22 protein-coding genes are annotated in these 21883 nt (G+C 70.4%); 12 read left to right on the top strand and 10 right to left on the bottom strand.

The genetic code is table 11. The features are described 5' to 3' along the window. Positions 1–9 precede the first annotated feature (9 nt). Positions 10–282 carry a YciI family protein gene (locus tag BLA60_RS08910; RefSeq protein ID WP_075132316.1) on the top strand — a complete coding sequence of 91 codons (273 nt, stop codon included), beginning with the start codon at positions 10–12 and terminating at the stop codon, positions 280–282. A gap of 155 nt (positions 283–437) precedes the next feature. Here BLA60_RS08910 and BLA60_RS08905 read toward each other — a convergent pair whose 3' ends face one another. Further along, a complete protein-coding gene (locus BLA60_RS08905; RefSeq protein WP_075132315.1) occupies positions 438–1106 on the bottom strand; it encodes a TetR/AcrR family transcriptional regulator in 669 nt (222 codons plus the stop codon). 142 nt (positions 1107–1248) lie between these two features. Between BLA60_RS08905 and BLA60_RS08900 the strand changes: the two genes are divergently transcribed. Next, a complete protein-coding gene (locus tag BLA60_RS08900) occupies positions 1249–2007 on the top strand; it encodes an RNA polymerase sigma factor (protein ID WP_075132314.1) in 759 nt (252 codons plus the stop codon). 132 nt (positions 2008–2139) lie between these two features. On the opposite strand, the gene BLA60_RS08895 is transcribed toward BLA60_RS08900, so the two are convergent. After that, positions 2140–2826: an SUKH-4 family immunity protein gene (locus tag BLA60_RS08895; RefSeq protein ID WP_154814227.1), complete on the bottom strand. Its 687-nt coding sequence runs from the start codon at positions 2824–2826 to the stop codon at positions 2140–2142. Between the two features lie 181 nt (positions 2827–3007). On the opposite strand from BLA60_RS08895, the gene BLA60_RS08885 reads away from it, so the two are divergent. Further along, the gene (locus BLA60_RS08885; protein WP_075132311.1) at positions 3008–3283 is read left to right on the top strand and encodes a hypothetical protein; all 276 of its coding nucleotides are present in this window, start codon (positions 3008–3010) and stop codon (positions 3281–3283) included. A gap of 88 nt (positions 3284–3371) precedes the next feature. On the opposite strand, the gene BLA60_RS08880 is transcribed toward BLA60_RS08885, so the two are convergent. From BLA60_RS08880 to BLA60_RS08870, 3 genes are all read right to left on the bottom strand, one after another. Then, complete coding sequence (locus BLA60_RS08880; protein ID WP_245811891.1) at positions 3372–4358, bottom strand: alpha/beta hydrolase family protein; 987 nt, start codon at positions 4356–4358, stop codon at positions 3372–3374. A gap of 654 nt (positions 4359–5012) precedes the next feature. Next, on the bottom strand, positions 5013–6608 hold the full coding sequence (locus BLA60_RS08875; protein WP_245811890.1) for a penicillin-binding transpeptidase domain-containing protein: 1596 nt from the start codon (positions 6606–6608) through the stop codon (positions 5013–5015). Between the two features lie 138 nt (positions 6609–6746). After that, complete coding sequence (locus tag BLA60_RS08870; protein WP_075132310.1) at positions 6747–7364, bottom strand: TetR/AcrR family transcriptional regulator; 618 nt, start codon at positions 7362–7364, stop codon at positions 6747–6749. Between the two features lie 112 nt (positions 7365–7476). Here BLA60_RS08870 and BLA60_RS08865 point away from each other — a divergent pair, with 112 nt between their 5' ends. After that, on the top strand, positions 7477–8700 hold the full coding sequence (locus BLA60_RS08865) for a cytochrome P450 (RefSeq protein WP_084734808.1): 1224 nt from the start codon (positions 7477–7479) through the stop codon (positions 8698–8700). An 83-nt stretch (positions 8701–8783) separates the two neighbouring features. Here the strand turns inward: BLA60_RS08865 and BLA60_RS08860 are convergent, their stop codons facing one another. After that, positions 8784–9497, bottom strand: a complete 714-nt coding sequence (locus tag BLA60_RS08860; RefSeq protein ID WP_075132308.1) for a lysophospholipid acyltransferase family protein — start codon at positions 9495–9497, stop codon at positions 8784–8786. Positions 9498–9827: 330 nt separating this feature from the next. Here BLA60_RS08860 and BLA60_RS43075 point away from each other — a divergent pair, with 330 nt between their 5' ends. Together BLA60_RS43075 and BLA60_RS08855 are read left to right on the top strand one after the other, a co-directional pair. Further along, the gene (locus tag BLA60_RS43075) at positions 9828–9992 is read left to right on the top strand and encodes a hypothetical protein (RefSeq protein WP_154814226.1); all 165 of its coding nucleotides are present in this window, start codon (positions 9828–9830) and stop codon (positions 9990–9992) included. 25 nt (positions 9993–10017) lie between these two features. Next, positions 10018–10584, top strand: coding sequence for a class I SAM-dependent methyltransferase (locus BLA60_RS08855; RefSeq protein ID WP_075132307.1), 567 nt, complete (start codon positions 10018–10020; stop codon positions 10582–10584). On the opposite strand, the gene BLA60_RS08850 is transcribed toward BLA60_RS08855, so the two are convergent. Further along, positions 10581–11453, bottom strand: a complete 873-nt coding sequence (locus BLA60_RS08850; RefSeq protein ID WP_075132306.1) for a hypothetical protein — start codon at positions 11451–11453, stop codon at positions 10581–10583. The two genes, BLA60_RS08855 and BLA60_RS08850, sit on opposite strands and share 4 nt — an antisense overlap. Positions 11454–11495: 42 nt before the next feature. Here BLA60_RS08850 and BLA60_RS08845 point away from each other — a divergent pair, with 42 nt between their 5' ends. Continuing rightward, the gene (locus BLA60_RS08845) at positions 11496–12542 is read left to right on the top strand and encodes a hypothetical protein (RefSeq protein WP_075132305.1); all 1047 of its coding nucleotides are present in this window, start codon (positions 11496–11498) and stop codon (positions 12540–12542) included. A gap of 108 nt (positions 12543–12650) precedes the next feature. On the opposite strand, the gene BLA60_RS08840 is transcribed toward BLA60_RS08845, so the two are convergent. Further along, on the bottom strand, positions 12651–12971 hold the full coding sequence (locus BLA60_RS08840; protein ID WP_075132304.1) for a hypothetical protein: 321 nt from the start codon (positions 12969–12971) through the stop codon (positions 12651–12653). Positions 12972–13011: 40 nt separating this feature from the next. After that, entirely contained in the window at positions 13012–14238 is a 1227-nt protein-coding gene (locus BLA60_RS08835; protein ID WP_075132303.1) for an amidase domain-containing protein, read from the bottom strand. Positions 14239–14349: 111 nt separating this feature from the next. Between BLA60_RS08835 and BLA60_RS08830 the strand changes: the two genes are divergently transcribed. From BLA60_RS08830 to BLA60_RS08820, 3 genes are all read left to right on the top strand, one after another. After that, the gene (locus tag BLA60_RS08830; RefSeq protein ID WP_075132302.1) at positions 14350–15315 is read left to right on the top strand and encodes a methyltransferase; all 966 of its coding nucleotides are present in this window, start codon (positions 14350–14352) and stop codon (positions 15313–15315) included. Positions 15316–15347: 32 nt separating this feature from the next. Further along, the gene (locus tag BLA60_RS08825) at positions 15348–16520 is read left to right on the top strand and encodes a cytochrome P450 (RefSeq protein ID WP_075132301.1); all 1173 of its coding nucleotides are present in this window, start codon (positions 15348–15350) and stop codon (positions 16518–16520) included. 96 nt (positions 16521–16616) lie between these two features. Next, positions 16617–17999, top strand: a complete 1383-nt coding sequence (locus tag BLA60_RS08820) for a hypothetical protein (RefSeq protein ID WP_075132300.1) — start codon at positions 16617–16619, stop codon at positions 17997–17999. A gap of 2 nt (positions 18000–18001) precedes the next feature. On the opposite strand, the gene BLA60_RS08815 is transcribed toward BLA60_RS08820, so the two are convergent. Beyond that, complete coding sequence (locus tag BLA60_RS08815; protein WP_075132299.1) at positions 18002–18883, bottom strand: MurR/RpiR family transcriptional regulator; 882 nt, start codon at positions 18881–18883, stop codon at positions 18002–18004. A 62-nt stretch (positions 18884–18945) separates the two neighbouring features. On the opposite strand from BLA60_RS08815, the gene BLA60_RS08810 reads away from it, so the two are divergent. Beyond that, complete coding sequence (locus BLA60_RS08810; protein ID WP_075132298.1) at positions 18946–20097, top strand: NAD(P)/FAD-dependent oxidoreductase; 1152 nt, start codon at positions 18946–18948, stop codon at positions 20095–20097. Then, positions 20094–21836, top strand: coding sequence for a gamma-glutamyltransferase family protein (locus BLA60_RS08805; protein WP_075132297.1), 1743 nt, complete (start codon positions 20094–20096; stop codon positions 21834–21836). The genes BLA60_RS08810 and BLA60_RS08805 overlap by 4 nt, the downstream gene beginning before the upstream one ends. Positions 21837–21883 lie beyond the last annotated feature (47 nt).

Here is a 21883-nt window from a genome sequence, read left to right as displayed (position 1 = left end):
AACACGAGCATGGCCCTGTTCATCCTGACCTATGGCTACAACGAGACCGACCAGCGCGCGGCGCGCCGCGAGGAGCACCTGGCGTACCTGAACACGCTCGCCGAGCAGGGTTCGCTGGCCGCCGCCGGCCCCTACGACGACCTGTCCGGCGGCCTGATCATCTACCGGGCGCAGGACCAGGCCGCCGCCGAGGCGCTGCTGGCCGGAGACCCGTACACGATCGCGGACGTGACCAAGGATCGTTGGCTGCGTGCGTGGCGGATGACCGTCGGCTCCCTCTGAGGGGTCACACATCCCTCATGTGGGGGATTTACCGAACGGGGTTCGTCCCGCCGCGTCATCGACGTCGCCTCCGGTGATGCTCATGGGTGCGGGGTCCGGACCACTGGCGGAGCACAGGGACGATCAGCCGATGCCCCCGGTTGGTCGTCCCTGTCTCAGTTCTCGCCCGACTCGCCGGTGAACGTGAGACCGGCCGCCGTCAGCGGGACGTCCGGTGAGAGCACGACCTGGTGGCTGCGCAGGACGTCGTCGACGATCCGCCACACCCACGTCGAGAGCAGGTCGGCGAGTTCGGACTGGTCCATCTCGTTCGCGTTCTCCAGCCACCGGATGGTGCTGAGGTCGACCAGCCCGACCACGCCGAACCCGAGCGGCTCGGCGACTCGTTTGTCGATGCCGAACGCGGAGAGGTAGAACTCGAACAGCAAGGTGAGATGCCGCGCGACAGCGGTCTTGACGTCGGTGATGGCGCCCTGGGAGCCACGCACGCTCAGGTACCAGTAGAGGTTGTAGTGGTCGGCCAGGAACGCGACGTGTGAGCCGACCGCGCTGCGGATCATCTCCATCGGCGTGCCCTGGAGGTTCCACAGTGGAGCCAGGGTCGCGTTGATCAGCTCGACCGCCTGGTCCGAGATCGACCGGCGCAGGTCGTCCGCCCCGGTGAAGTGCTTGTAGACCTGGGTGCGCGCGACACCGGCCGCCTCGGCGATCTGCTCGGTGGTCACCTCGGCGCCGTGCTGGGCGATCGCCCGCAGCGCCGCCTCGACGAACTCGCGGCGCCGGCGTTCCCGCTGGCCCGCCCAGCGGGCGGCCCGTCCGTCCACGCGCTGTCCGGGAGCTGAGGAGGTCGCGTGCCGAGCCTATACGCGCACGGCTTAGAGGTACAGAGGAGTACCGGATACGCTCATGTATCGGGTACATTCGTGTATCGGTTATCTGCGTGGCAGCGCGTACGGGGAGAGGCCAGTGACAGCACCAGGCACGGGAAGCTCGGACGAGGAGCTGATCGACGCCGTGCGCCAGGGCGACCTCGGGGCGTATGCCGCGCTCTACCAGCGCTACGCCGAGCCGGCCCAGCGCACGGCCCGCCAGTGCGCCGCCGACCACGCCGACCAGCAGGACCTGGTGTCCGAGGCGTTCGTCCGGGTGCTGACGGCCATCCGGGGCGGTGGTGGTCCCCGGGACAACCTGCGCCCCTACCTGCAAGTCGCCATCCGCAACCTGGCCACCAACCGGTGGAACGACCAACGCCGGCTCGACGCCCGAGTGCTGGAACCACTGCCGGGCCCGGCACACGCGGGCAGCGACGAGATCGCCCTGCGACACTGGCGCCATCAGTTGGTGCGGTTGGCCTTTCGCGCGCTGCCCGCGCGGTGGCGGTTGGTGCTGTGGCACCTGGAGGTCAACGGCGAGTCGCCGAGTGCGTTGGCGCCGCTGCTGGACCTGACCCCGAACGCCGTGTCCGCGCTGGCGGTCCGCGCGCGGGAAGGGCTGCGCAAGGCCTACCTGCAGGTTCAGGTGCCCGAGACCGGGGTGCCGGGGTGCCGTGCGGCGCGGACCCGGATGGGGGCGTGGCTGCGCAACGGACTGGAGCCGAGAAGAGCCGGGCCGATCACGTCACACGTCGGCGAATGCGCGGACTGTCAGGCGGTGGTGGCCGAGTTGACCGAGGTCAACCGGGAGTTGCGTCCGCCGGCTGGTTCCTGTCCTGTTGGCTGCGGTTGACTGGTCCGTAGGTGTGGGTGTCCCTCAGTGATTCGCGCCGCACCCGGGCCCAGGCGCGGGTACCGCTGCTGAGCCATCGGAACCTGTGGACTCGACCACGGAACCCCTTGCCAGCACGAGAATGCGTGCTTCTCAGTTGCCCGCGTGGGTGAGTTCTGTGACGACTGTCGTCCAGAGGGTGCCGCTGTCGTCGGCGCGGACGTGACTGTCGATCCGCTCGACATGCTGGAGAATGATGCGCTCGCAGTCGTGGAGGCGGCTGAACCATGCCCCGTGTTCTTCCCAGGGCCTGTCGTTGCCGGGCGTCTGCTCCCACAGTTCGAAGGCGATCCGTAGCGCCGCGTGGCAGCGCCAGGACGTCTCGGTGAACTGGGCCACGGATGAGCTGAAGAACTCGACGGACGGGTGGTAGAGGCCAGCGTTGGCTTCGCGCAGCGCGGGGTGAAGGTCGTCGGCCGTGGTCGGCTTCGGCTGGATCTTCAACACGCGTCCGGTACCGGCGACGGCGCCGATCCGCAGCTGGAGTTCCTGCTGGCCCCACTGGACCAGCGTGTAGAGCCGGTCGCCCGGCGATGCCGCCTTCCGCTCCCGTTCTCCGGCCAGGTTGGGCACCAGCTCCGGGTCGGTCCCCGGCTGGAAAAGCGGCCGCAGGTGATCGTCGTCCGGCAGTCCCCACCGCAGCAGCGCCTGCCGGTCGCGTTCAGGGAGGTCCCACCGCCGGACCAGGTCCTCCGGCGGCCTCACCGCCTGCCCCGCGGCGAGCACCTCGTCCAGCGGGCGAGTCATCACCGCGGCGACGCGATCTTCAACGGACGACACCGGGCAAATGTATCGAGGCGTGGGAGCGCGCCAGTGCCGGAGACACCCCGCCCCGACGTCGGAACCTGCTGGACTGCCCGGGATTCCTTGCGCACCACGGTGATCAGCTGTCGTCCCGGGTCGATGTCGCACTGCCGTACGCCCAGCAACCCGGAGGCACGCACCCCGGTCGAGATCCAGAATGCCCACCAGCGCCCGGTTTGAGGGGAAGCACAACGAACAGCATGGCGGTCAATGGGCCCGCGTCGTGGCGCGCCCGCTCATCAGCATCCCGTCCCAATACCTCGCACTCCCGCACGGCGGCGTCCCGGTCGCTGGCGATCATCCCGAATACGTCGAGCGCAGCAGTATGGATCCCATCAGCGTGGTGGGGGTCGGCGGCGGCGAGAGCAGCGGCGACCACAGCAAACCCGGCCGCGTCCTGACGCCGGAGCAATGCCTCCGCCGTCGCGGGTGACGAACGTGTCGGCGGTGTGAAGCACGAGTCCCAGCAGTGGCTCCCTGGCCTCCGATCCTTTGTCGTCGTCAGCCTGGGAATTCCCCGGTCAGGGTCGGAGCCAGCGGTCGAACCAGGCACGGGTGCGGCGCAGCATGTCGAGTTGGTGGTTGCGTTCCCGGATCAAGTGGCCCTCCCTCGGATAGATCACGAACTCGTGCTCGGCGTCGAAGTGGCGCAACGCCCGGTGGAAGTACACGGCCTGGCCGACGGGGACGTTGGTGTCCTCCGCACCGTGCAGGATGAGCACCGGGGTGCGGACGCGGCCGGCGAAGGAGACCGGGCTGAGCGCGTCATGTGGGTGTGGACCGATTCCGTCCCAACCGGTGCTGCCACCGAGCGCGGCCTCGAACTGGCCGTTCTCCCCGGTCGCGGCGAGCATTCCCCAGTCGGTGACACCGGCGCTGACCAGCGCGGCGCGAAACCGGTCGGTCTGCCCGATGGCCCAGGCGGCCATGAACCCGCCGTGGCTCCCACCGGCAATGCCCAGCCGATCGGGATCTGCGATGCCCTCGGCGATGAGCAGGTCGATCCCGGTCAGGACGTCGGTCCACTCCTCCCGGCCGACCCTGCCCGCGACGCTGGCAGCGAACTCGTGACCGTGGCCTTGGCCGCCTCGCGGGTTGGGAAGGAACACCGCGTAGCCAACGGTGGCCAGCCACTGCGCGCTGGGGAACCAGAACAGCTGAAGATGATCGGCGTACCGGTCGTATGGGCCGCCGTGGACAAGTGTGACCAGTGGGAACGGGCCGTCCGAAGCGGATCTTCCGACGGGCAGGACGAGCAGACCGTCCAGCGCGAGTCCGTCGGCGGCGCGGTAAGCCAGTGGTCGTTGGGTGCCGAAGGCGATGCCGTCCAGTTCGGGGCGGATGTTCGTGACCTTCCGCAGCGGCCCGGTCGGTGGCCCGAGGTGAACGTTCGTGGGTTCGTAGCGGGTACCGGTCAGGGCCGCGATCATCGTGCCCGCGGGAGTGCTGATGAGGGAGTCGAGGGCCACCGTCGGGTCGTTGCCGCAGTTCCACGACGTGCCGGTCACCGAACACGCTCGGCGTGGTGACCTGACCGGTACGCAGGTCGAGCAGGCGCAACCGGGCGTGCGGTTCGTGCTCACCGACGACAATGGCGTCGTCGCGGTGCTGGGCGCGGCGCATGTCCTGCTCGGTGGGCTCGTCCTCGGCGAGCAGAGCGACCAGGTCGGGATCGGCGAGCGGCAGATGGTCGATGATGCCGGCGCGCCAACTGGTCACCGCGATCACCACACCGTCGGCGGGAACGAGGCGATGCAGCTGCGGAGTGCCCCGTTCGGCGCGGTCGGACAGGAAGTACAACGAGCGCGAGTCCGCCGACCAGCGGGGTCGGGACTCCGTCGCGGTGTCGGTGGTCACCCGACTCCACACACCGTCGCCTTCGATGTCGGCCAGCCAGAGTGCGGTGTCGAGGTGGTCGCCGATTCGGCTGGTGGGAGCGAGGACGTAGCAGAGCAGACGCCCGTTCGGAGCGAGGGCAGGGGTCTGCGGGACGCACCCTTCGACCACGAGTTCAGCGGTCAAACCTGTCATGTGATCAGTGTGCCAACGTCACCAGCGCGCCTCATGGACGAGCCGTCGCGGTCGCAACGTTTCGACAGAGCGTGCCGCGCCGACGGTGCGGCACCCCAACGTGCTCGGCCAGTCGACGTGCGGAGAAGTTTTTACAGGGCGCCGAGGAATCTGGCGGTGAGGTCGACTGCCGCTGATGAGGTTGAGGCGTCGATCACCAGTGTCGCGAAGGCGAGGTCGTCCCGGTAGCCGATGAACCAGCCGTGTGCGCCGCCGGACACTTCGGCGGTGCCGGTTTTGCCGTGCACCTCACCGAATCTGGCCAGTGGGGCGCCCAGACCGTCGGTGACGACGGCGCGCATCAGGGTTCGTAGGGAGGTCAGTACCTCGGGTGGTGGGGCGGTGTAGGCCGTTACGGTCTTCGTGTCCAGGGCGGCCCACAGGGTGGGGGTTACCGGGGCGCCGTGGGCGACGGTTGCGGCCATGAGGGCCAGGCCGAGAGGGCTCGCTCTCACCGTGCCCTGGCCGATGCTGTTCTCCACCTGTTCGGCGGTGTTCGCCGCCGGGCGCACGGTGCCCAGTTCGGTGACGATGCCGGGGATCTCGAAGTCGGCGCCCAGGCCGAGTTGGGTGGCGGCCGCGGGGAGGGCGTCGGGCGACAGATCTGCCGCGCCCAGGGCGAAAGTGGTGTTGCAGGATCTGGCGAAGGCCGTTCGCAGGGGCACGTCGCCCAGGGCGAAGTTGGCGTTGTCGATGGTTCGCTCGCCTACGGTCACCGAACCGGGGCAGGGGAGCACGGTGCCGACATCGGCCCGGCCGGCGCTGATCATCGCCGCGGCGGTCGCTACCTTGAACGTCGAACCGGGTGGGTAGAGGCCGCTCAGCGCTATCGGCTGGTCGCCGGCTGACGCGTTCTGCGCCACTGCCAGCAGCTCACCGGTCGACGGGCGCAGTGCCACCACCGCGGCCGCGTACCGGTCACTGTCTACAGCGGACTGGGCGGCCCGTTGGACGGCGCCGCTGAGACTGGTCCTGAGCGGGGCGGTTCCGCTGCCGTGCAGTGCGCTGACGTCCTGGCCGGCTCCGTCGGTGAGGGCGATGAACCAACCGGGTGTGCCGGCTCGGCCGGCGGCCACCCGACCCAGCGCGGGGGTCAGCAGGGATGCCGGGCACTCGGCGACCGGTCCGGTCGGCGACCAGGTGAGCAGCGGCGCGTCGTCGCTGCCGAGCACCGCGGGCTTGCCGGTCAGGTCACGGAAGGCCAGGCCCCGGCCGGCGGTCAGCTTGGGGTGCACCAGTTCCGAACGCCAGGCCACCAGCCAGCCGCGTTCGTCCCGGACCACGCGCAGGACGCTCGGATAGGTCCAGGTCCGTTCCTGCCCGAAGTCCCAGGTGATGGTGAACGGCTGGTCCACGGTGCTCGCCCCGGCCGGTGCCTCGACCAGGCCGTCGCGGGTGGCGGTGACCGACTTCGGCAGCAGCGTGCGCCACAGGTCGGACAGGACGGTGGTGGCGGCGGCGGGATCGTCGGTCAGGGCGCCGGCGGCCTGCGGGTCGCCGGCGGTGAACCGGTCGAGGAACTGGTCGGCCAGACCGGACGGCGTGAGCGCCGGCTCCGCCGTGGTCGTCGGCGCCGGCCCGGACGTGTCGGTCCCGTTCGGCAGCAACTGGAACACGCCGACGGTGGTGATGGCCGCGACCAGCACGAAACCCACGGCCACCACCAGTCGCTTCTGACCGGTGCGCACACAACCCCCAGGACGTCATCCCCCGACCCGGTCCTGGGTCCGACCCTAGCTGTATTTGGCCGTTCATGTTGGTGACCAGCCAAACCGGCCGTGCCCTCGTGACGGAAGCGGCGGACCCAGCGGTGCGCGCTCAGGGCGCTAGCGCGTCGCCACGGCCAGGTGCAGGCCCAGCAACGCGATCGACGCGCGGACCGCGAGTTCGGTCATGTCGCTGGCCCGGCCGCCGTCCTCGACAACGGTCGCGATCAGCTCACGCAGACCGCCGAGCAGCATGATCACCAGCGGGCGCGGCACCGGCACGACGCCGAGCGCGCGCCATTCCTCGGTGTCGCACAGGGTCTGCACCATCGTGACGAACGCTTCCAGCACGTCCCGTTGCAGAGCCCGGGACGCCTCGCCGAGCGCCGGGACGTCCCGGATCCAGCTCAGGGTGATCGCCGGGGCTGCCTCAGCGCGCTCGATCCAGGTCTCGATCGCCTGACGCACCTGATGCTCCCACGGGGCGTGCGGGTCGACGGCGGCCGAGATCCACCGGATGAGCTCCGCGTTGGTCTCGGTGATCAGCGCGACGAACGCCGCCTCCTTGTCGGCGAAATGCTCGTAGAAGGTCCGCCGCGAGGTGCGGGCATGCCGCACGATCCCGGCGACCGTGGTGTTGCGGTAGCCGTGCTCGGCGATCGACGCGGCGAGCCCGTCGAGCAGCCGTTGGCGGAAACCGCCCCCGTCGTCGGGGGTAGTGGTCGAGACTGGGTGCACTACCCAACGCTAGCTGTTGTCACCGGTGGTACGTCGGCGTACCGTTCGCGTGGTGACGCTTCCACCCGGTCCGTCGGCCTCCCGGTTCATTCAGGGTGTGTACGCACTGTCCATGCCGCGACGCGGAATGGACCGGATGCGCCGCCGCTACGGCGACACCTTCACCGTCAACATCCCGGTCTTCGGCCGGGCCGTCGTCCTCAGCGACCCGGTCGACATCAAGCGGCTGTTCACCGCCGGCCCCGACGAGGTCGACAACCTGGAGCAGAACCTCGGCCGGGTGCTGGGCCCCGGGTCGCTGTTCGCCCTTGCCGGGGAGGAGCACAAGCGCCGCCGCCGGCTGCTCGTGCCACCGTTCAACGGCAAACGCCTGGCCGCCTACGAACGGATCGTCGAGGAGGAAACGGTACGCGAGTTGGCGTCCTGGCCAACGGGCGAGCCGTTCCCGGTCCTGCCGTCGACGATGCGTATCACCCTCAACGTCATTCTGCGCACCGTGTTCGGTGCCCAGGGCCGCGAGTACGACCAACTGTTGGTGCTGCTGCCCAAGCTGATCAGCCTGGGCTCACACCTCTCGGTGGTCCCCGTCCCCAAGATCGACGTGGGCGGATGGACGCCCTGGGGCCGTTTCTGGTCGATGCGCCGCGCCTACGACGTGATCATCGACCGACTGATCGACATCGCCGAGAAGTCCGATCTCGACGAACGCGGTGATGTCCTGGCCATGCTGGTGCAGAGCCGCTACGAGGACGGCGACCAGATGAGCCGTACCGACATCGCCGACCAGTTGCTGACCCTCCTCGCCGCCGGCCACGAGACCACGGCGACGACCCTGGCCTGGGCGGTCGAGCGCCTGCGCCGCCACCCCACGGTCCTGGCCGACCTGGTCGACGAGGTGGACGCCGGCGGCAAGACCCTGCGCGAGGCCACGGTCCTGGAAGTGCAGCGCAACCGCCCCTCCATCGACGTCGTGGGCCGTCAGGTCAAGGCCGAACGATTCGAGATAGGCCGCTGGTCGGTGCCCCGGGGCTATTCGATCGTCGTGGGAATCAGCCTCATCCATGACGACGAGGCGATCTTCCCCAACCCGCACACCTTCGACCCGAGCCGCTTCGTCAACGCCCGCCCCGACCTCTACCGGTGGATCCCGTTCGGTGGCGGGAACCGCAGGTGCATCGGCGCCGCCTTCGCCACGATGGAGATGAACGTGGTACTCCGCACGATCCTGCGCGACCGAACACTGGTCCCCACCTCCGAACCCGCCGAACGTTGGCGATCGCGAGGTATCGCCAACGCCCCCGGCCGGGGTGGGTTGGCCGTGGTCCGCCCTCGCTGACCGCGTTGCCGCGTCGCTCGCGAGGCGTCAACGCACGGTCAGGCCGAAACGTGCTTTCGGGCCAGATCCAGACCCGAGGGGGGTCACGCGGTGATCGGCTCCGGTGCGGGTGCGGTGCCGCCGAGGTGGGCGGGAAGCCAGAACGGGTCCTCGCCGGGCTTGGGGGAATCGGGGTAATCGCGCTGGGCGCCGTCGAGCAGGGCGCTGAGGCGGGTGTGCAGATCGGCGGTCTGGGCTTCCAGGTCGTCCTCGGGGGTGGGTTGGAAGGACTCGCCGACGCGGATCAGGATCGGCAGATGCCGTTGGGTGAGGTTCTTGGGGTGGCCTTTGGTCCACAGGCGTTGGCTGCCCCAGACGGTCACGGGGACGATCGGGACGTTCGCCTCGGTGGCCATCCGCACGGCGCCGGTCTTGAGCGACTTCACGGTGAACGACTGGCTGATCGTCGCCTCGGGAAAGACACCGACCAGTTCCCCGGACCGCAGTGCGGTGACGGCGTGCTGGTAGGCGCCCTGACCGGCCGAGCGGTCGACCGGGATGTGTCGCATGCCACGCATCAGCGGTCCGGAGATCCGGTTGTCGAAGACCTGTTTCTTCGCCATGAACCGGGTGCGCCGGCCGGCCGGCAGCCCGGCGAGCCCGCAGAAGATGAAGTCGAGGTAGCTGACGTGCGTGCAGGCGAAGACCGCTCCGCCCGACGTCGGCACGTGTTCGGTGCCCCGCAGGTCCAGCCGCATGTCCAGCGCCCGGAAGAGGGTCTTGCAGGCCGCGATCACCGGCGGGTACACGAACTCCATGACTCCAACCTAGCCGAACTTCGCAAATCTCCGCGCCTACGTGGGGGCGGGTGTGGGGTGGGGGAGTGGTGGTCATGGTTCGGGTCCTTCCTCGTCGGTGGTGTGCCCGGTGGGGGCACGCTGAGAAGACGATGGCGGGCGGGCGAACGTGAGATTCGAGTTTCGATCTCACGTTCGATCGCTCCGGCGCGTCTTCAGGGCATGAGAACGAAGGAACGTTCGACGCTCGCCGTGCTGTCGCGCCCTCGACTGACGGGACCTGTTCGGGTCTTATGACCGATATGTGACTACTGTGGGCGAGGACCGAGTTACTCGACGATGGGACACGAGATGTCGCTTGATCCTGGGCGCCGGCATCCGCGGTTGCTGGCCGTGCTGGCCGCGTTCGCGTTGTTGCCGCTGTTGGCGGCCTGTGGGGACGACGATGACGACGACGACGATGACGACGACGACGGCATGGCGCCGCCGGCGATCGTCATGATGGTGTCCGACTGACGGGTGTCGCGCTAGCGTCAGTGGTATGCCGATGAATGCGGTGCACCGTAGGCTCTGCCGGTCGGACTCCTGGGCGCAGCGGATGCGTGCGCAGGTCCTGCCGTGGGCGATGCGCGACGTTCCGCTCGACGGACGGCGCGTTCTCGAACTCGGACCCGGGTATGGGATCACCTCGACGTGGCTGCTGGAACAGGGCGCTCAGCTCACGGCTGTCGAGGTGGACCCGGACCTGGCCAGGGCGTTGCGAGAACAGTTCGGCGAGCGGATCGACGTCCGGGAGGGGGACGGGGCGCAGCTACCGTTCGACGACGGGTCCTTCGACGTCGTCGTGTGTTACACGATGCTGCATCACGTTCCCTCGCCCGCGCAGCAGGACCGGTTGTTCGGTGAGGCCGCCCGGGTGTTGGGCTCGGGCGGCACGTTCGCCGGGTCGGACAGCAGGCTCAGCCTTCGGTTCCGGTTGTTGCACATCGGGGACACGATGGTCCCGGTCGATCCGGACCTGCTGCCGGAACGGTTGCGGGCGGCCGGTTTCCGGGACGCGAAAACGAGCCTGGGCGGGCGTTCCTACCGCTTCCGCGCCACGCGCTAGCCCCAGCGCACCGGCTGGGGCGGAGGCGGCGGGGGCGGTGCCGTCGGGCGGGTCGCCGCGCGACGGGACAGGACCGCGCCGAGGATCACGAACACGCCGCCGATCCCGCAGATCGCCCACAGGTACACCGACATCGTGCTGGTGAGGGCGTCATAGAACGGGCCGGTGATGTCCTGGTTGGGGCTCTTGGCCGCCACCTGGCTGCCGCCGAGCCATTCGGCGATCATCACCAGGACCATCATCACCACCAGTGTGATACCGGTGACGATCAGGGTTTGGCCGCGCCGCGCGGAGAGCATCAGACCGAACACGATCAGTGCGATCGACGCCACCGGCAGCCAGACGCTGAGCTTCTCCAACAGGTCGAACGCGGGGACCGCCTGCCGGATCGACGGCCCCGACAGCACCTCCACCCGCGCGTCCACCTCGGGAATCTGTTCGGCCAGCGGCACTTCGTCGGCGACGAACCTGGCCTTCAGGTCGGCGGCGACCACACCGAGGTCGAGCACGATCGCGTCGCCTTCGATCGCGACCGCGTCACCCTCGTCGCGGAGCATCGCGATGACCTGGGGGTGCACCTCGCGGTTGACCTCGACCCAGGACGTGCGGAACTCGTCGCTCTGGACGAAGTTGTTGATGCTGGAGTCGACCAGCGGTCGGGCCGCCTCGGGAACCTTCTCGCCGAGCGCGTCGGAGATCTCCGCGGCGACGGCGTTCTGAACAGCGGGTTCGTCGGCGAGCGGGGTGACGGCCTCGAGATAGTTCTCCTCGTCGGTCACCTCGTTGACCAGGACGAACGCCGCTACGGCCGGCCCGGCGAGCAGGCAACCCAGCAGCACTAACAGTGTGGCGAACGCGGTACGGAACACCGACGCACCCTAGCGCCGACCCCGATCGCCTACCGTTACGGCATGGTCGATCGGCGGGCGCGGGCTGGACTCGGGCGGGTTCAGGCCTACCTCGGCCAGGTGTCGGCCGCCGAGGCGGTCGCCAACCGGGACCGGTTCGGCGGGGTCACGTTGCAGGGACTGCACGGGTTGCGCATCGCCCGGTCGCTGGCGCGGGCCGGCGAGCTGACCGGGGTCGACCTCGACCCGGCCGCCTATCTGGCGCGTGGCCGGCCGCGTCCACCGGTGGTGGCCGGGCAACTCGGCTTCGACCTCGACCTGCCGGAGTTCGACTGGATCGAGGCGCAAGCCGAACTCGGTCTGCCGGTGGTGCGCACGCCCGGGGTTCGGCTGCGGGTCGGCCAGGTCGACGAACTCAAGTCCGAACTGCACCGTGAGTACCCGGTGTCGGTGTCGGTGACGCTGGTGCTCGACGGCGGCTGGTTGGGCTCCCGGCACAGCGGTGTGCTCGCCGAACAGCTACGGGCCGCCGACCGGGACGTCTCGCTGGTGCTCGGCGCGCCGATCGACCCCGTCGACTCCTCCTACAAGGTCCAGGGCCTGCGCCGGTTGCTGCGCTGGAGCAACCGCACGGGGCGCCGGCTGGAACTGCTGCGCACCGGCCCGGTGGGCATCCCGGCGATCGCCGCCGGGGCACGGCTCGCGGCGATCGGGCTGTCGACCTCCACCAGGAACCTCGGCGGGCCGGTCGCCAGGCGCGCGGACGGGACACGGCCCCGGCGCAGCCCGCAGGTGTTCGTGCCGAAGCTGCTGCACTGGCAGCGGGGCATCGACCTGCGCGGGTCGGAGGTCACCGACTGCGGCTGTGCCGCGTGCACGTCGGCGGGCGCGGGGCTGCGGCGCTTCGACGTGTCCTTCGACAAGTCGGTGCCCCGCCCGGTCCGCACCGCCGCCGCCGAGCACGACTCCTACGCGCTGTCCGAGATCGTGCGGACGGTCATGGGCGCGGCCGATCCGAAGGAGGAACTGGCCCGGCTGCGCCAGGACGCCCGGGAACTGGCGACCGAGGTCGGCCTGCCCGTGCCCCGGTGGTTGCGAAACTGGGACTGAGGGACCCGGAGCCCGCGACGAACCACCGCCGACGAACCACCGCCGGAACTACCCGCGGTGGACCATCGCCGACGAACTGTCGCCGGCGGATCGTCGGGTGGTGTCGGGTCACGAGTGGAGGCCGCCCAGGACGGAGGTCATGTCGTCGCGGGTGGCGGTGTCGGCCTGGTGGGTGGTGGTGGCGCTCTGGTCGATCTTCCAGGCGATCCACGCCGTCTGGTCGACGAGCGTGGTCATCTCCTTCCACCACGTGTGGCCACATTCCCGCAGGGCGGCCGACACCTGCCAGCCGGGGTGGGCGGCGCTGGCCTCGTTGCCGCTGGTGAACAGCGAGCCCATGCGGTCCTTGGCGGTCTGGCCGCTTTCCCGCAGCTGCGCGGCGGCGTCCCGCACACCCTGCGGGTTCATCTCGATCTCGGGTGGTGGCATGGGGTTCTCCGTGGGGGTGGGGAACGGGTGGTGGACCGGGTCAGTTGAAGCCGGGGCGGACGACGAGGATCTGGTCGTCGTTGCCGGAGTAGATCCGGCCGGTCTCGACCCGGTCGACCACGTTCACGTTCGAATGTTCGGGGTTGTGCTGGGTGACCATGACGTCCCCGCCGGGCGTGACCGCCGTGACGATCGCCGTGTGGTGGATGTCGCCCTTGTTCTGCAGGTAGACGATGTCTCCCGGGCGGGCCTGGCCGACCGGCACGGACTGGCCGCCGTTGTCGAGCATGAACTGGTGGTGCGCCTTGGCCAGTTGCCACTCCTTGCCGGCCAGCCGGGCATCGGCCCAGCCAGTGGGGTCCTTGCCGGTGCGGTGCTCCTCCCAGCCGCCCTGTTCACCGAGGCCGCCGCCGTCGCGCATGGCGTGGGAGACGAAGTTGGTGCAGTTGTTCATGCCCTTGACGTCGGTGTTCTCGGTGTCGCCGTTGGCCTGCGCCCAGCGCAGCATCTCCATGCGGTTGAGCGGGCCGGTGCCGGCAAGCTCCCGCTTGACCTGGTCGGGGATGCCGGGCATGTCGTACAGGGTGAGCGGCGCGGCCCGCTGGTACTCGGCGCGCTGCGCCTCGGTCAGCGAGTTCCACCAGGCGGCCTGGGTCGCCGGGTCGGCGTTGAGCGGCATGGTCTGCTTGATCAGGTCCAGCGCGGCCCGGCCGGCGTCCTTCACCGACGCGTTGTTGGTCTGGTCGGCGAGCTGCTGCTGGTTCAGGTTCTTGGTGATGTTCGCCGGCTCGATGAGGGCGCGCAGGCTGGCCGCGGCCTGCTCGTCGATCTTCGTCGCGTCGTTGACGGCGTCCCAGATCAGCCAGCCGGCGCGTTGGGCGCGGTCGGCGGCCTGCGGGTCGTCGGACCCCTTCGGCACGGTCACCCGACCCTGGTCGTCGACCTCAAGCCCGTTGGTCGTGGCGAACTGGACGGCGTCGGTCAGGTTGCGTTTGGCCAGCCGCAACGCGTCCGCCAGACCGTCCAGTGTGGTCACCACGCCGCGCAGGGTCATGCCGGCCGCCTGGTAGTCCTGGCCCAGCTTGCGGACGTGGCCCTGCACGAGGTCGGCCACGGCGTCGGCCCAGTTCTCCCGGAGTTTCGCGCCGCCCCGGTCGTAGATGTCCTCGGCGGCGGCGTCCGCCTCCTTGGCGATCATGAGCCAGTCGTCCGCCGCGACGGCGAAGGTGTCCGGTTCGGCGTCCTTCAACTGCTGAAAGGTGACCACGTCAGCAGTCTGTGCCGGCCGGCGCACAGGCTCCGCACACGCACCGCACAGTCCACGCCGCTGGCTAGTCTGGAACGGGTGGACCACACGACTACCCGGTCGCTCCGGGACATGGCGGACCTGACGACCCCGATGGCCATCCGGGTGGCCGCCACGTTGGGCCTGGCCGAGCGTGCCGGGACCACCGGCGCGACCGCCCAACGGCTCGCCGCCGACGCCGGGGCCGACGCGCGGGCCCTGGCCTGCCTGCTCGACCACCTGGTCACCGTCGGGGTCTTCGCCGTCGACGACGACGGCCGGTACCGGGCGACCGACCTCGGCGGGGAACTCGTCGACGAGGGGCTGCGACGGTTTCTCGACATCAACGCCGCCGCCGGGCGGGCCGACCTCGCGTTCGTCGACCTGCTCGGGACCGTCACCACCGGCGAGCCGGCCTACCCGCGTCGCTACGGGCGGGACTTCTGGGCCGACCTCGACGCGCAACCCCGGCTGCGGCGCTCGTTCGACGCGCAGATGAACTGGCGCTACCAGGTCCAGGCGCCGCAGATCGCCGAGCGGTTCGACTGGGGGCGGTTCACCGAGATCCTCGACGTCGGCGGGGGCGACGGGACGCTGCTGGAGGCGATCCTGCTGGTCCATCCCGGTGTCCGGGGCCGCGTCGTCGACCTGCGGCCGACCAACGCCGGTGCCACCGCGCGGTTCGTCGCCGCCGGGCTGGACGACCGGGCCAGTGCGATCCCCGGCAGCTTCTTCGACCCGCTGCCGGCCGGCGCCGACGTGTACCTGCTCTCCGACATCCTGCACGACTGGGACGACGCGCACGCGAGCGCGATCCTGGACAACTGCCGGCGGGCCGCCGCGCCGCACGGCACCGTGGTGGTCGTTGAGCCGGTGCGCGGGCAGTGGGCGCGGACCGCGATGGACCTGTTCATGCTGATGTGTTTCGGCGGCCGGGAACGGACTGTCGAGGAACTGACCGCGCTGGCGGCCGGTGTCGGCCTGGCGTTGCGGTCCTCCGGTCCGGTCGCCGAGGGCCGGTCCGCGCTGGAGTTCGTCGGGAGCGGAGCGGACCATTGAATTACCCAGGACGACCCGACGACAATCCGTCCATGGACAAATCTGTCGCGGACATCCTGGAGAATATCGATCTCTACGCCGAGGACCAGCGAGAACACCTCGTCGACGCGCTCGGTGTCGCCCGCGAGGAATGTCCTGTCGCGCACACCACCGCCGACGGCGGCTACTACGTCGTCACCCGCTACGAGGACGTCCGGACCGTGTGCGGGCACCCGGAGATCTACAGCTCGGCGCAGCCCGGTATCCGTGGGGTGCCGGTCCGGCTCGTGCCGCTGGACGTCGACCCGCCGAACCACCGGCACTACCGCCAGTTCCTCAACAAGTACTTCTCCCGCACCTTTCTGCTGCGTTACGAGGACCAGCTGCGTGAACTCGCCCGCGCGGCCATCGACGGATTCATCGACGACGGCGAGGTGGAGTTGGTGCACGGGTATTCCGTTCCCTTCTCCGCCGGTTCGCTGGCCAGGATCGTGTTCGCCACCGACAACGCCGATCTGGTCGCCAGGGGAGTGGCGGCGGTGAACCGGGTGGCGGTGGAGGGCACGCCGCCGGCGTTCGAGGCGGTGGCCGCGCTCGCCGTGGAGGCCATGGCCGAGGTGGAGAACTCGCCGGCCGACCGTGAGGACGTGCTGGCCGCGTTGACCAGGGAGACTGTCGAGGGCCGGCCGCTGACCGTCGAGGAACGGCTGGGCATCGTCACCACCCTGCTGCTCGGCGGCCTGGACACCACCCGGGGCATGATCGCCACCATCGGCTACCACCTGGCGACCCGCGAGGACATCGAGCCGATCCTGCGCGCGCCGAACTGGTGGCGCGGCGAGCTGGACGAGTTCCTGCGGCTGGAACCGACGGTGTCCCACATGGCCCGCACGGTCACCCGGGACACCGAACTCGGTGGTACGGCGTTGAAAGCGGGCGACCGGATCGCCGTGCACTTCTACTCGGCCAACCGTGACGCCGCCCGGTTCGACCGCCCCGACGAGTTGGTCTTCGATCGCCCGGTCAACCCGCACCTGGCGTTCGGGATCGGCGTGCACCGCTGCCTCGGCCTGAACTTCGCCCGTATCCAGCTGGCGATCGCGTTCGAGGAATTACTTGCCAGGGCAACGAACTTCCGGCTCAAGCCGGGCACCGAGGTGCCGAGGCGGTCGGGCATCAGTCTCAACAGTCCGGTCGAACTGCACCTCACGTTCGACCGGGTCTGACTGGGATCGTGCGCTGTCAGGTGTTGACCTGACAGCGCACGGCACGGCGGGTTCCTAGGGTGGCTCTCGCGTCCCCCATGCCCTTGAGGAGCTGTCGTGTCCAACCAGTACCCGCAACCAGGCTGGAACCGGGCCGGCTCTGGGTACCCACAGCAACAGCCCCAGTTCCAGTCGCGGTTCCCGCAGCAGCCGCACCACCAGCCCTATCCGCCCCAGCAGCAGGGTGGCGCGCCGGACCCGTGGCCGACGCCGAAGAAGAAGCGCACGGGCCTGGTCGTGACGCTGGTGCTGGTCGTGGTCCTGCTGGCCGGTGGTGGTGTGGGCGTGTGGCTGTGGCAGGGAGGGGGAGGTGGCACGGGATCGGGCAGTGACCCGAGCGCGGACCTGCCGGCGAACGAGTCGCTGCAGGAGATGGCGTTCCCCGATCCGAACTCCTTCGGCTACGGCGAGGGAGCCGAGGCGATGTGCGGGGCACTGAAGGAGAAGATGCGCACCCGGGGTTACGAGCAGGTCAGCGGGAAGCGGACCGACGGCACCGGGCTGTACTGCCGGTTCCTCACCCCGGGGTTGTCGCTGCTCAAGGAGGGCTCGATCGACCTGCGGGCGGACATCGCGGTCTGGAAGGACAACGCCGAGCAGCGCTACGCCGAACTCCAGGAGGGGGCGCTCAGCCAGAGCGAGCAGCTCAGGCAGAAGCCCGAGTACACGGCGAACGCGGTCGAGCGGTTCCCGGTCGGCGACGCCGGGTTCATCTTCCACCGCGAGGGCGTGCGCACCGACACCGAGGCGTACTTCCGTTCCGGCGAGTACCTGATGCTGATCTCGGTGTGGGGCACCGAGAAGGTGTCGCTGGACCCGGTGAGTTCCACGACCCTGCCGGCGGAGGTGACCTACGGCGAGATCACCGGCATCCTCATGACGCTCAGCGGTGAGGGGGAGCCGAGCCCGCCACGGATCATCCCGCCGGAGCAGGAGAAGAACCCGTTGTTCGACGCCATGGCGGATCTCCGGATGCCCGAGAAGCCGACCGCGCAGCAGGCCTGTCCCGCCATCGCCGCGGCGACCGAGCCGGCCGGTCTGACGACCGGCGGCGGGGCCGGGTGCACCCTGTCCCGGGGAAGTGACGACTGGCGTGACCACACCGAGGGCTACGTCGAGATGAACCTGGCCGTGCGGACCGACCATTATCCCTCGACCGGCAACATACTGGCCACGGAGGAACTCGCCCGGGACGTGCAGTCCCGGCTGAGCAGCACCAAACGCGAGTGCACGCCGCTGTACTCGTTGCCCTTCGCCGAGACCGGCTACGCGGTGTACTGCGGCAACATCCTGTGGGCCGGGTTCGTGGTCGGTGGTGAGACCTATGTGGACATCGAGTACTCCGGCCACCGTGTGCGCAACAGCGACCTGGAGGCCGTGCCGGTGGACGAGGTGATGGGTCTGCTGGTCACCGTCGTGACCGCGATGGCCGACGGCTGAGGTCAGTCCGGCGGGGGCAGGGTGGCCATGTCCAGTTCGGTGCCGACGATGGCCGCCCGCAGCTGGTTGACCAGCCGCAGGGTGGTGACCGCGTCGTCGCGGGCGTGGGCGGCCAGGGTCATGGTCAGGGCGTGGGCCAGGACCAGGGCGCCGGTGATCTCGCTGGCGGCGCCGGTGGTGGACTGCGGGGTGGACAGCACCGCGTGCACCCGTGACTCCAGGGCCATGCCCAGGCTCTCGGTCACCAGCACCACCGGGGCCGCCACCTCGCCGGCGTAGTCGACGAGGACCGAGATCTCCCGGAACTCCCGCAGCGGCGCGAAGACCACCACCACGTCACCGGCGCGCAGCGTGGTCAGCTCGTCGGCGAGGCGGAAGCCGGTGGTGGTCACCTCGCGCGTCGCCACGCCGATGCGGGTCAGCGACAGGCTCAGGTAGGCGGCGACGCAGGCGGCCGGGCCGATGCCGTAGACCATGACCGACCGCGCGCCGCGCAGGGCGTCGATCGCCCGACGCCAGGCGTCGGGGTCGACGGTGTCGCGCAGGTGGCCGAGCAGTTCGATCGAGTCGTCGAGGACGCCGGCGAACTGGTCGCCGGTCCGGCCGGCGCGGTCCAGCCGGCCGTCCAGGGTGGCGGCGAGGTCGCGCTGGCGGGTGAACACCCGCAGCAGGCTGCGTTTCAGCTCGCGCACACCGCTGTAGCCCAGCGCCTTCGTGGTGCGGACGACGGTCGCGTCGCTGGTGCCGGTGCGCGCCCCCAGTTCGGCCGCCGAGCAGGACACGACCACCTCGGGGTGGTTGGCCATGAACTCCGCGACCCGGCGTTCGCTGGCCGACAGGTTCCCCGCCAGCGCGGTGACGCGCTGGTGAAGGGGCTCGTCCACGTAATCTGAAGTTTCCACTACGTCATTGACTCCTTCATGTAGTGAATCTTACGCTCTGCCGCATGGACGTGGTCGTGATCGGAGCCGGAGTGGTGGGCGTGTCGGTCGCCTCGGCGCTCGCCCGCCGGGGAGCAGCCGTGACGCTGGTGGAACGTGACGTGCCGGGAACGGGGACGTCCTCGACCTCCTACGCCTGGGTCAACGCCAACGGCAAGGAGCCGCGCGCCTACCACGACCTGAACCTCGCCGGCCTGCGAGCCCACCACGAACTGGCCGCCGGCGGCGTGGACTGGTTCCACGGCAACGGGCACGTCGAGTTCGCCATGGACGACAACCACCGGCGGGACCTGCGCGCCCGCGTGGAACGGTTGACCGGCCGAGGTTATCCGGTCGAACAGATCACGCCGGACCGCGCCCGCGCGCTGCTGCCGGGCGTGAACATACCCGACGACTGCGACACCATCGCCCACTTCACCCAGGAGGCGCACTGCTACCCGCTGCCCTACCTCGCCCACCAGCTGCGGCTGGCCCGCGAGGCCGGCGCGCGGGTCCGCACCCGCACCGGGGTGACCGGCCTGCGGGCCACCGCAACGGGCTGCGCGGTCACCCTCGACGACGGCTCGGTGCTCACCGCCGACACCGTCGTGTCCTGCACCGGCCGGTGGAGCGCCGAACTCGGTGCGCTGGCCGGTGTGGACGTCCCGGTCCTGGGTTTCGGTGAGCCGGGGGACGTCACCGTCGGCTACCTCGCCGAGACCGACCCGGTGCCCGTCGAACTGTCCCGGCTGGTCACCAGCCCCTGGCTGAACGTGCGGCCGGCCGGCGGCGGCCGGCTCCAGCTCCAGGCACTGGACCTGGACGCCACCGCCGATCCCGGCGTACCGCCCGACCCGGCCGTCGGCGCCGAACTGCTCACCCGGGCGCGGGCGCTGATCCGCGACCTGGACGCCGCCGTCATCAACCGGGTCCTCGTCGGCCAGCGGGCCATGCCCGCCGACGGCCGCACGATCGCCGGGCGCCACCCGGACGCGCCGTGGCTCTACGTCGTCGCCACGCACAGCGGCGTCACGCTCGCCCCGTTCCTCGGCCCGGCGGTCGCCGGTGAGGTGCTCGGCGGCGAGGAGGAGCTGTTCGCGGCGTTCCGCCCGGAGCGTTTCGCCGGCGCCGCCGAGATCACCCCACCCCGAACCCCACGGAAGCCGGGACAGCAATGAGCGACAAGTGGGTGCCGCGCACCAGCCGACCGGTGATCATGGGCTCGCGCTACATGGTCTCCACCGGCCACTACCTCGCCTCCCTCGCCGCGACCAGGATCCTGGACGCGGGCGGCAACGCCGTGGACGCCGGGGTGGCGGCCGGGCTGTGCCTCAACGTGGTCCAGCCCGACCTGACCAACATCGGCGGCGTCGCCCCGATCTGCCTGTACCAGGCCGACACCGGCCGGGTCGCCACGATCAGCGGGCTCGGGCACTGGCCGGCCGGCACCGACCTCGACTACTTCACCCGCACCGGCCACATCCCGGTCGGGCTGCCGCGCTCGGTGGTGCCGGCGGCCATGGGCGCGTGGCTGACCGCGCTGGAACGCTTCGGCACGATGTCGTTGCGGGCGGTCGCCGCGCCGGCCGTCGAACTGGCGGCCGAGGGCTTCCCGGTGCACGCGGTCATGCACGACACGATGTCCGAGCCCAAGGCGGTGGCCAACCTGCGCCGCTGGCCGGGCAACGCCTCGGTGTTCCTCGACGCGCACGGTGATCCGCTGCCGGTCGGCGCGCGCTGCGTGCAGACCGACCTGGCCGCGACCCTCACCCGGCTCGGCGACGCCGACGCCACCGGCACCACCCGCGAGGCGGGGATCGCCGCGGCCCGCGACCGGTTCTACCGGGGCGACATCGCCGCCGAACTGGTGCGGTTCAGCCGCGAGGGCGGCGGCTGGCTGTCCGAACAGGACCTCGCCGGGTTCGAGCCGGAGGTCGAGGACGCGCTGTCGGTGGACTACCGGGGGGCGCGGGTCTACGGCTGCGGGCCGTGGTGCCAGGGCCCGGTCGTGCTCCAGACGCTCGGCATCCTCGCCGGCTACGACCTCGCCGCCCTGCCCCTGGGCGGAACCGACTACTACCACGTCATCCTGGAGGCGCTGAAGGCCGCGTTCGCCGACCGCGACCGGTACTACGGCGACCCGCGCTTCGTGCCGGTTCCGGTCGAGGGCCTGCTGTCCCCGGAGTACGCCGCCACCCGCCGCGCCGGCATCGACCTGGGCGCCGCGAGCCCCGGCATGCCGGCCCCGGGCGACGCCTGGGCGTTCAACGGCACCCCGGAGCCGGAGCCCAGCCAGTGGCGGTTCCCCACACCGGCCGGCGGTCCGTCGCAACCGGACACCAGCTACCTGTGTGTCGTGGACAGTGCCGGCAACGCGTTCTCCGCGACGCCCAGCGACGGTGTCACCGGCACCCCGATCGTGCCGGGGCTCGGGTTCATCATCTCCAGCCGGGGCGTCCAGTCCTGGATCGACCAGCGGCATCCGGCCAGCATCCGGCCAGGCAAACGCCCGCGCCTGACGCCCAACCCGGGCCTGGTCGTCAAGCCGGGCGAGTTCGTGATGCCCTACGGCACACCGGGCGCGGACGTGCAGCCGCAGGCCATGGTGCAGTTCCTCGTCGCGCACCTGGACCACGGGCTCGACCCGCAGGCCGCCGTCGAGGTCCCGAGGGCCGCCACCTACAGCTACCCGGGCACCCACGACCCGCACCCGTACCACGCCGGCCTGGTCCGGCTGGAGGGCCGGGCCGGCCGGGAGGTGGCCGCCGGCCTCGTGGCGAAGGGACACCGGGTCGAGAGCTGGCCGGAGCTGACCGGGGTCGCCGGCTCGGTCGGCGCCATACGGGCCGAGGTGGACGGTCGCGGGTACTTCGGTGCCGCCGATCCACGTCGGGTCGCCTACGCGTTGGGGTGGTAGCCCCGCACCGAACTGACAAGGAAGGCGGACCCATCAGTGCGTACGGG

Origin of the sequence: Actinophytocola xinjiangensis, from assembly GCF_001921215.1 — a bacterium.
GTDB classification, from domain to species: Bacteria; Actinomycetota; Actinomycetes; order Mycobacteriales; family Pseudonocardiaceae; genus Actinophytocola; species Actinophytocola xinjiangensis.
Note: the sequence above shows the minus strand (reverse complement) of the source record. Positions and strands in the feature narration are given on the sequence as shown.

Excerpts from the sequence above, each read along its gene's own strand:
- BLA60_RS08845 (WP_075132305.1), top strand. The coding sequence starts at position 11,496 with ATGGTCGATCGGCGGGCGCGGGCTGGACTCGGGCGGGTTCAGGCCTAC.
- BLA60_RS08805 (WP_075132297.1), top strand. The coding sequence starts at position 20,094 with ATGAGCGACAAGTGGGTGCCGCGCACCAGCCGACCGGTGATCATGGGC.
- BLA60_RS08865 (WP_084734808.1), top strand. The coding sequence starts at position 7,477 with ATGCCGCGACGCGGAATGGACCGGATGCGCCGCCGCTACGGCGACACC.
- BLA60_RS43075 (WP_154814226.1), top strand. The coding sequence starts at position 9,828 with ATGTCGCTTGATCCTGGGCGCCGGCATCCGCGGTTGCTGGCCGTGCTG.
- BLA60_RS08825 (WP_075132301.1), top strand. The coding sequence starts at position 15,348 with ATGGACAAATCTGTCGCGGACATCCTGGAGAATATCGATCTCTACGCC.
- BLA60_RS08810 (WP_075132298.1), top strand. The coding sequence starts at position 18,946 with ATGGACGTGGTCGTGATCGGAGCCGGAGTGGTGGGCGTGTCGGTCGCC.
- BLA60_RS08860 (WP_075132308.1), bottom strand. The coding sequence starts at position 9,497 with ATGGAGTTCGTGTACCCGCCGGTGATCGCGGCCTGCAAGACCCTCTTC.
- BLA60_RS08840 (WP_075132304.1), bottom strand. The coding sequence starts at position 12,971 with ATGCCACCACCCGAGATCGAGATGAACCCGCAGGGTGTGCGGGACGCC.
- BLA60_RS08855 (WP_075132307.1), top strand. The coding sequence starts at position 10,018 with ATGCCGATGAATGCGGTGCACCGTAGGCTCTGCCGGTCGGACTCCTGG.
- BLA60_RS08885 (WP_075132311.1), top strand. The coding sequence starts at position 3,008 with ATGCCCACCAGCGCCCGGTTTGAGGGGAAGCACAACGAACAGCATGGC.
- BLA60_RS08910 (WP_075132316.1), top strand. The coding sequence starts at position 10 with ATGGCCCTGTTCATCCTGACCTATGGCTACAACGAGACCGACCAGCGC.
- BLA60_RS08830 (WP_075132302.1), top strand. The coding sequence starts at position 14,350 with ATGGCGGACCTGACGACCCCGATGGCCATCCGGGTGGCCGCCACGTTG.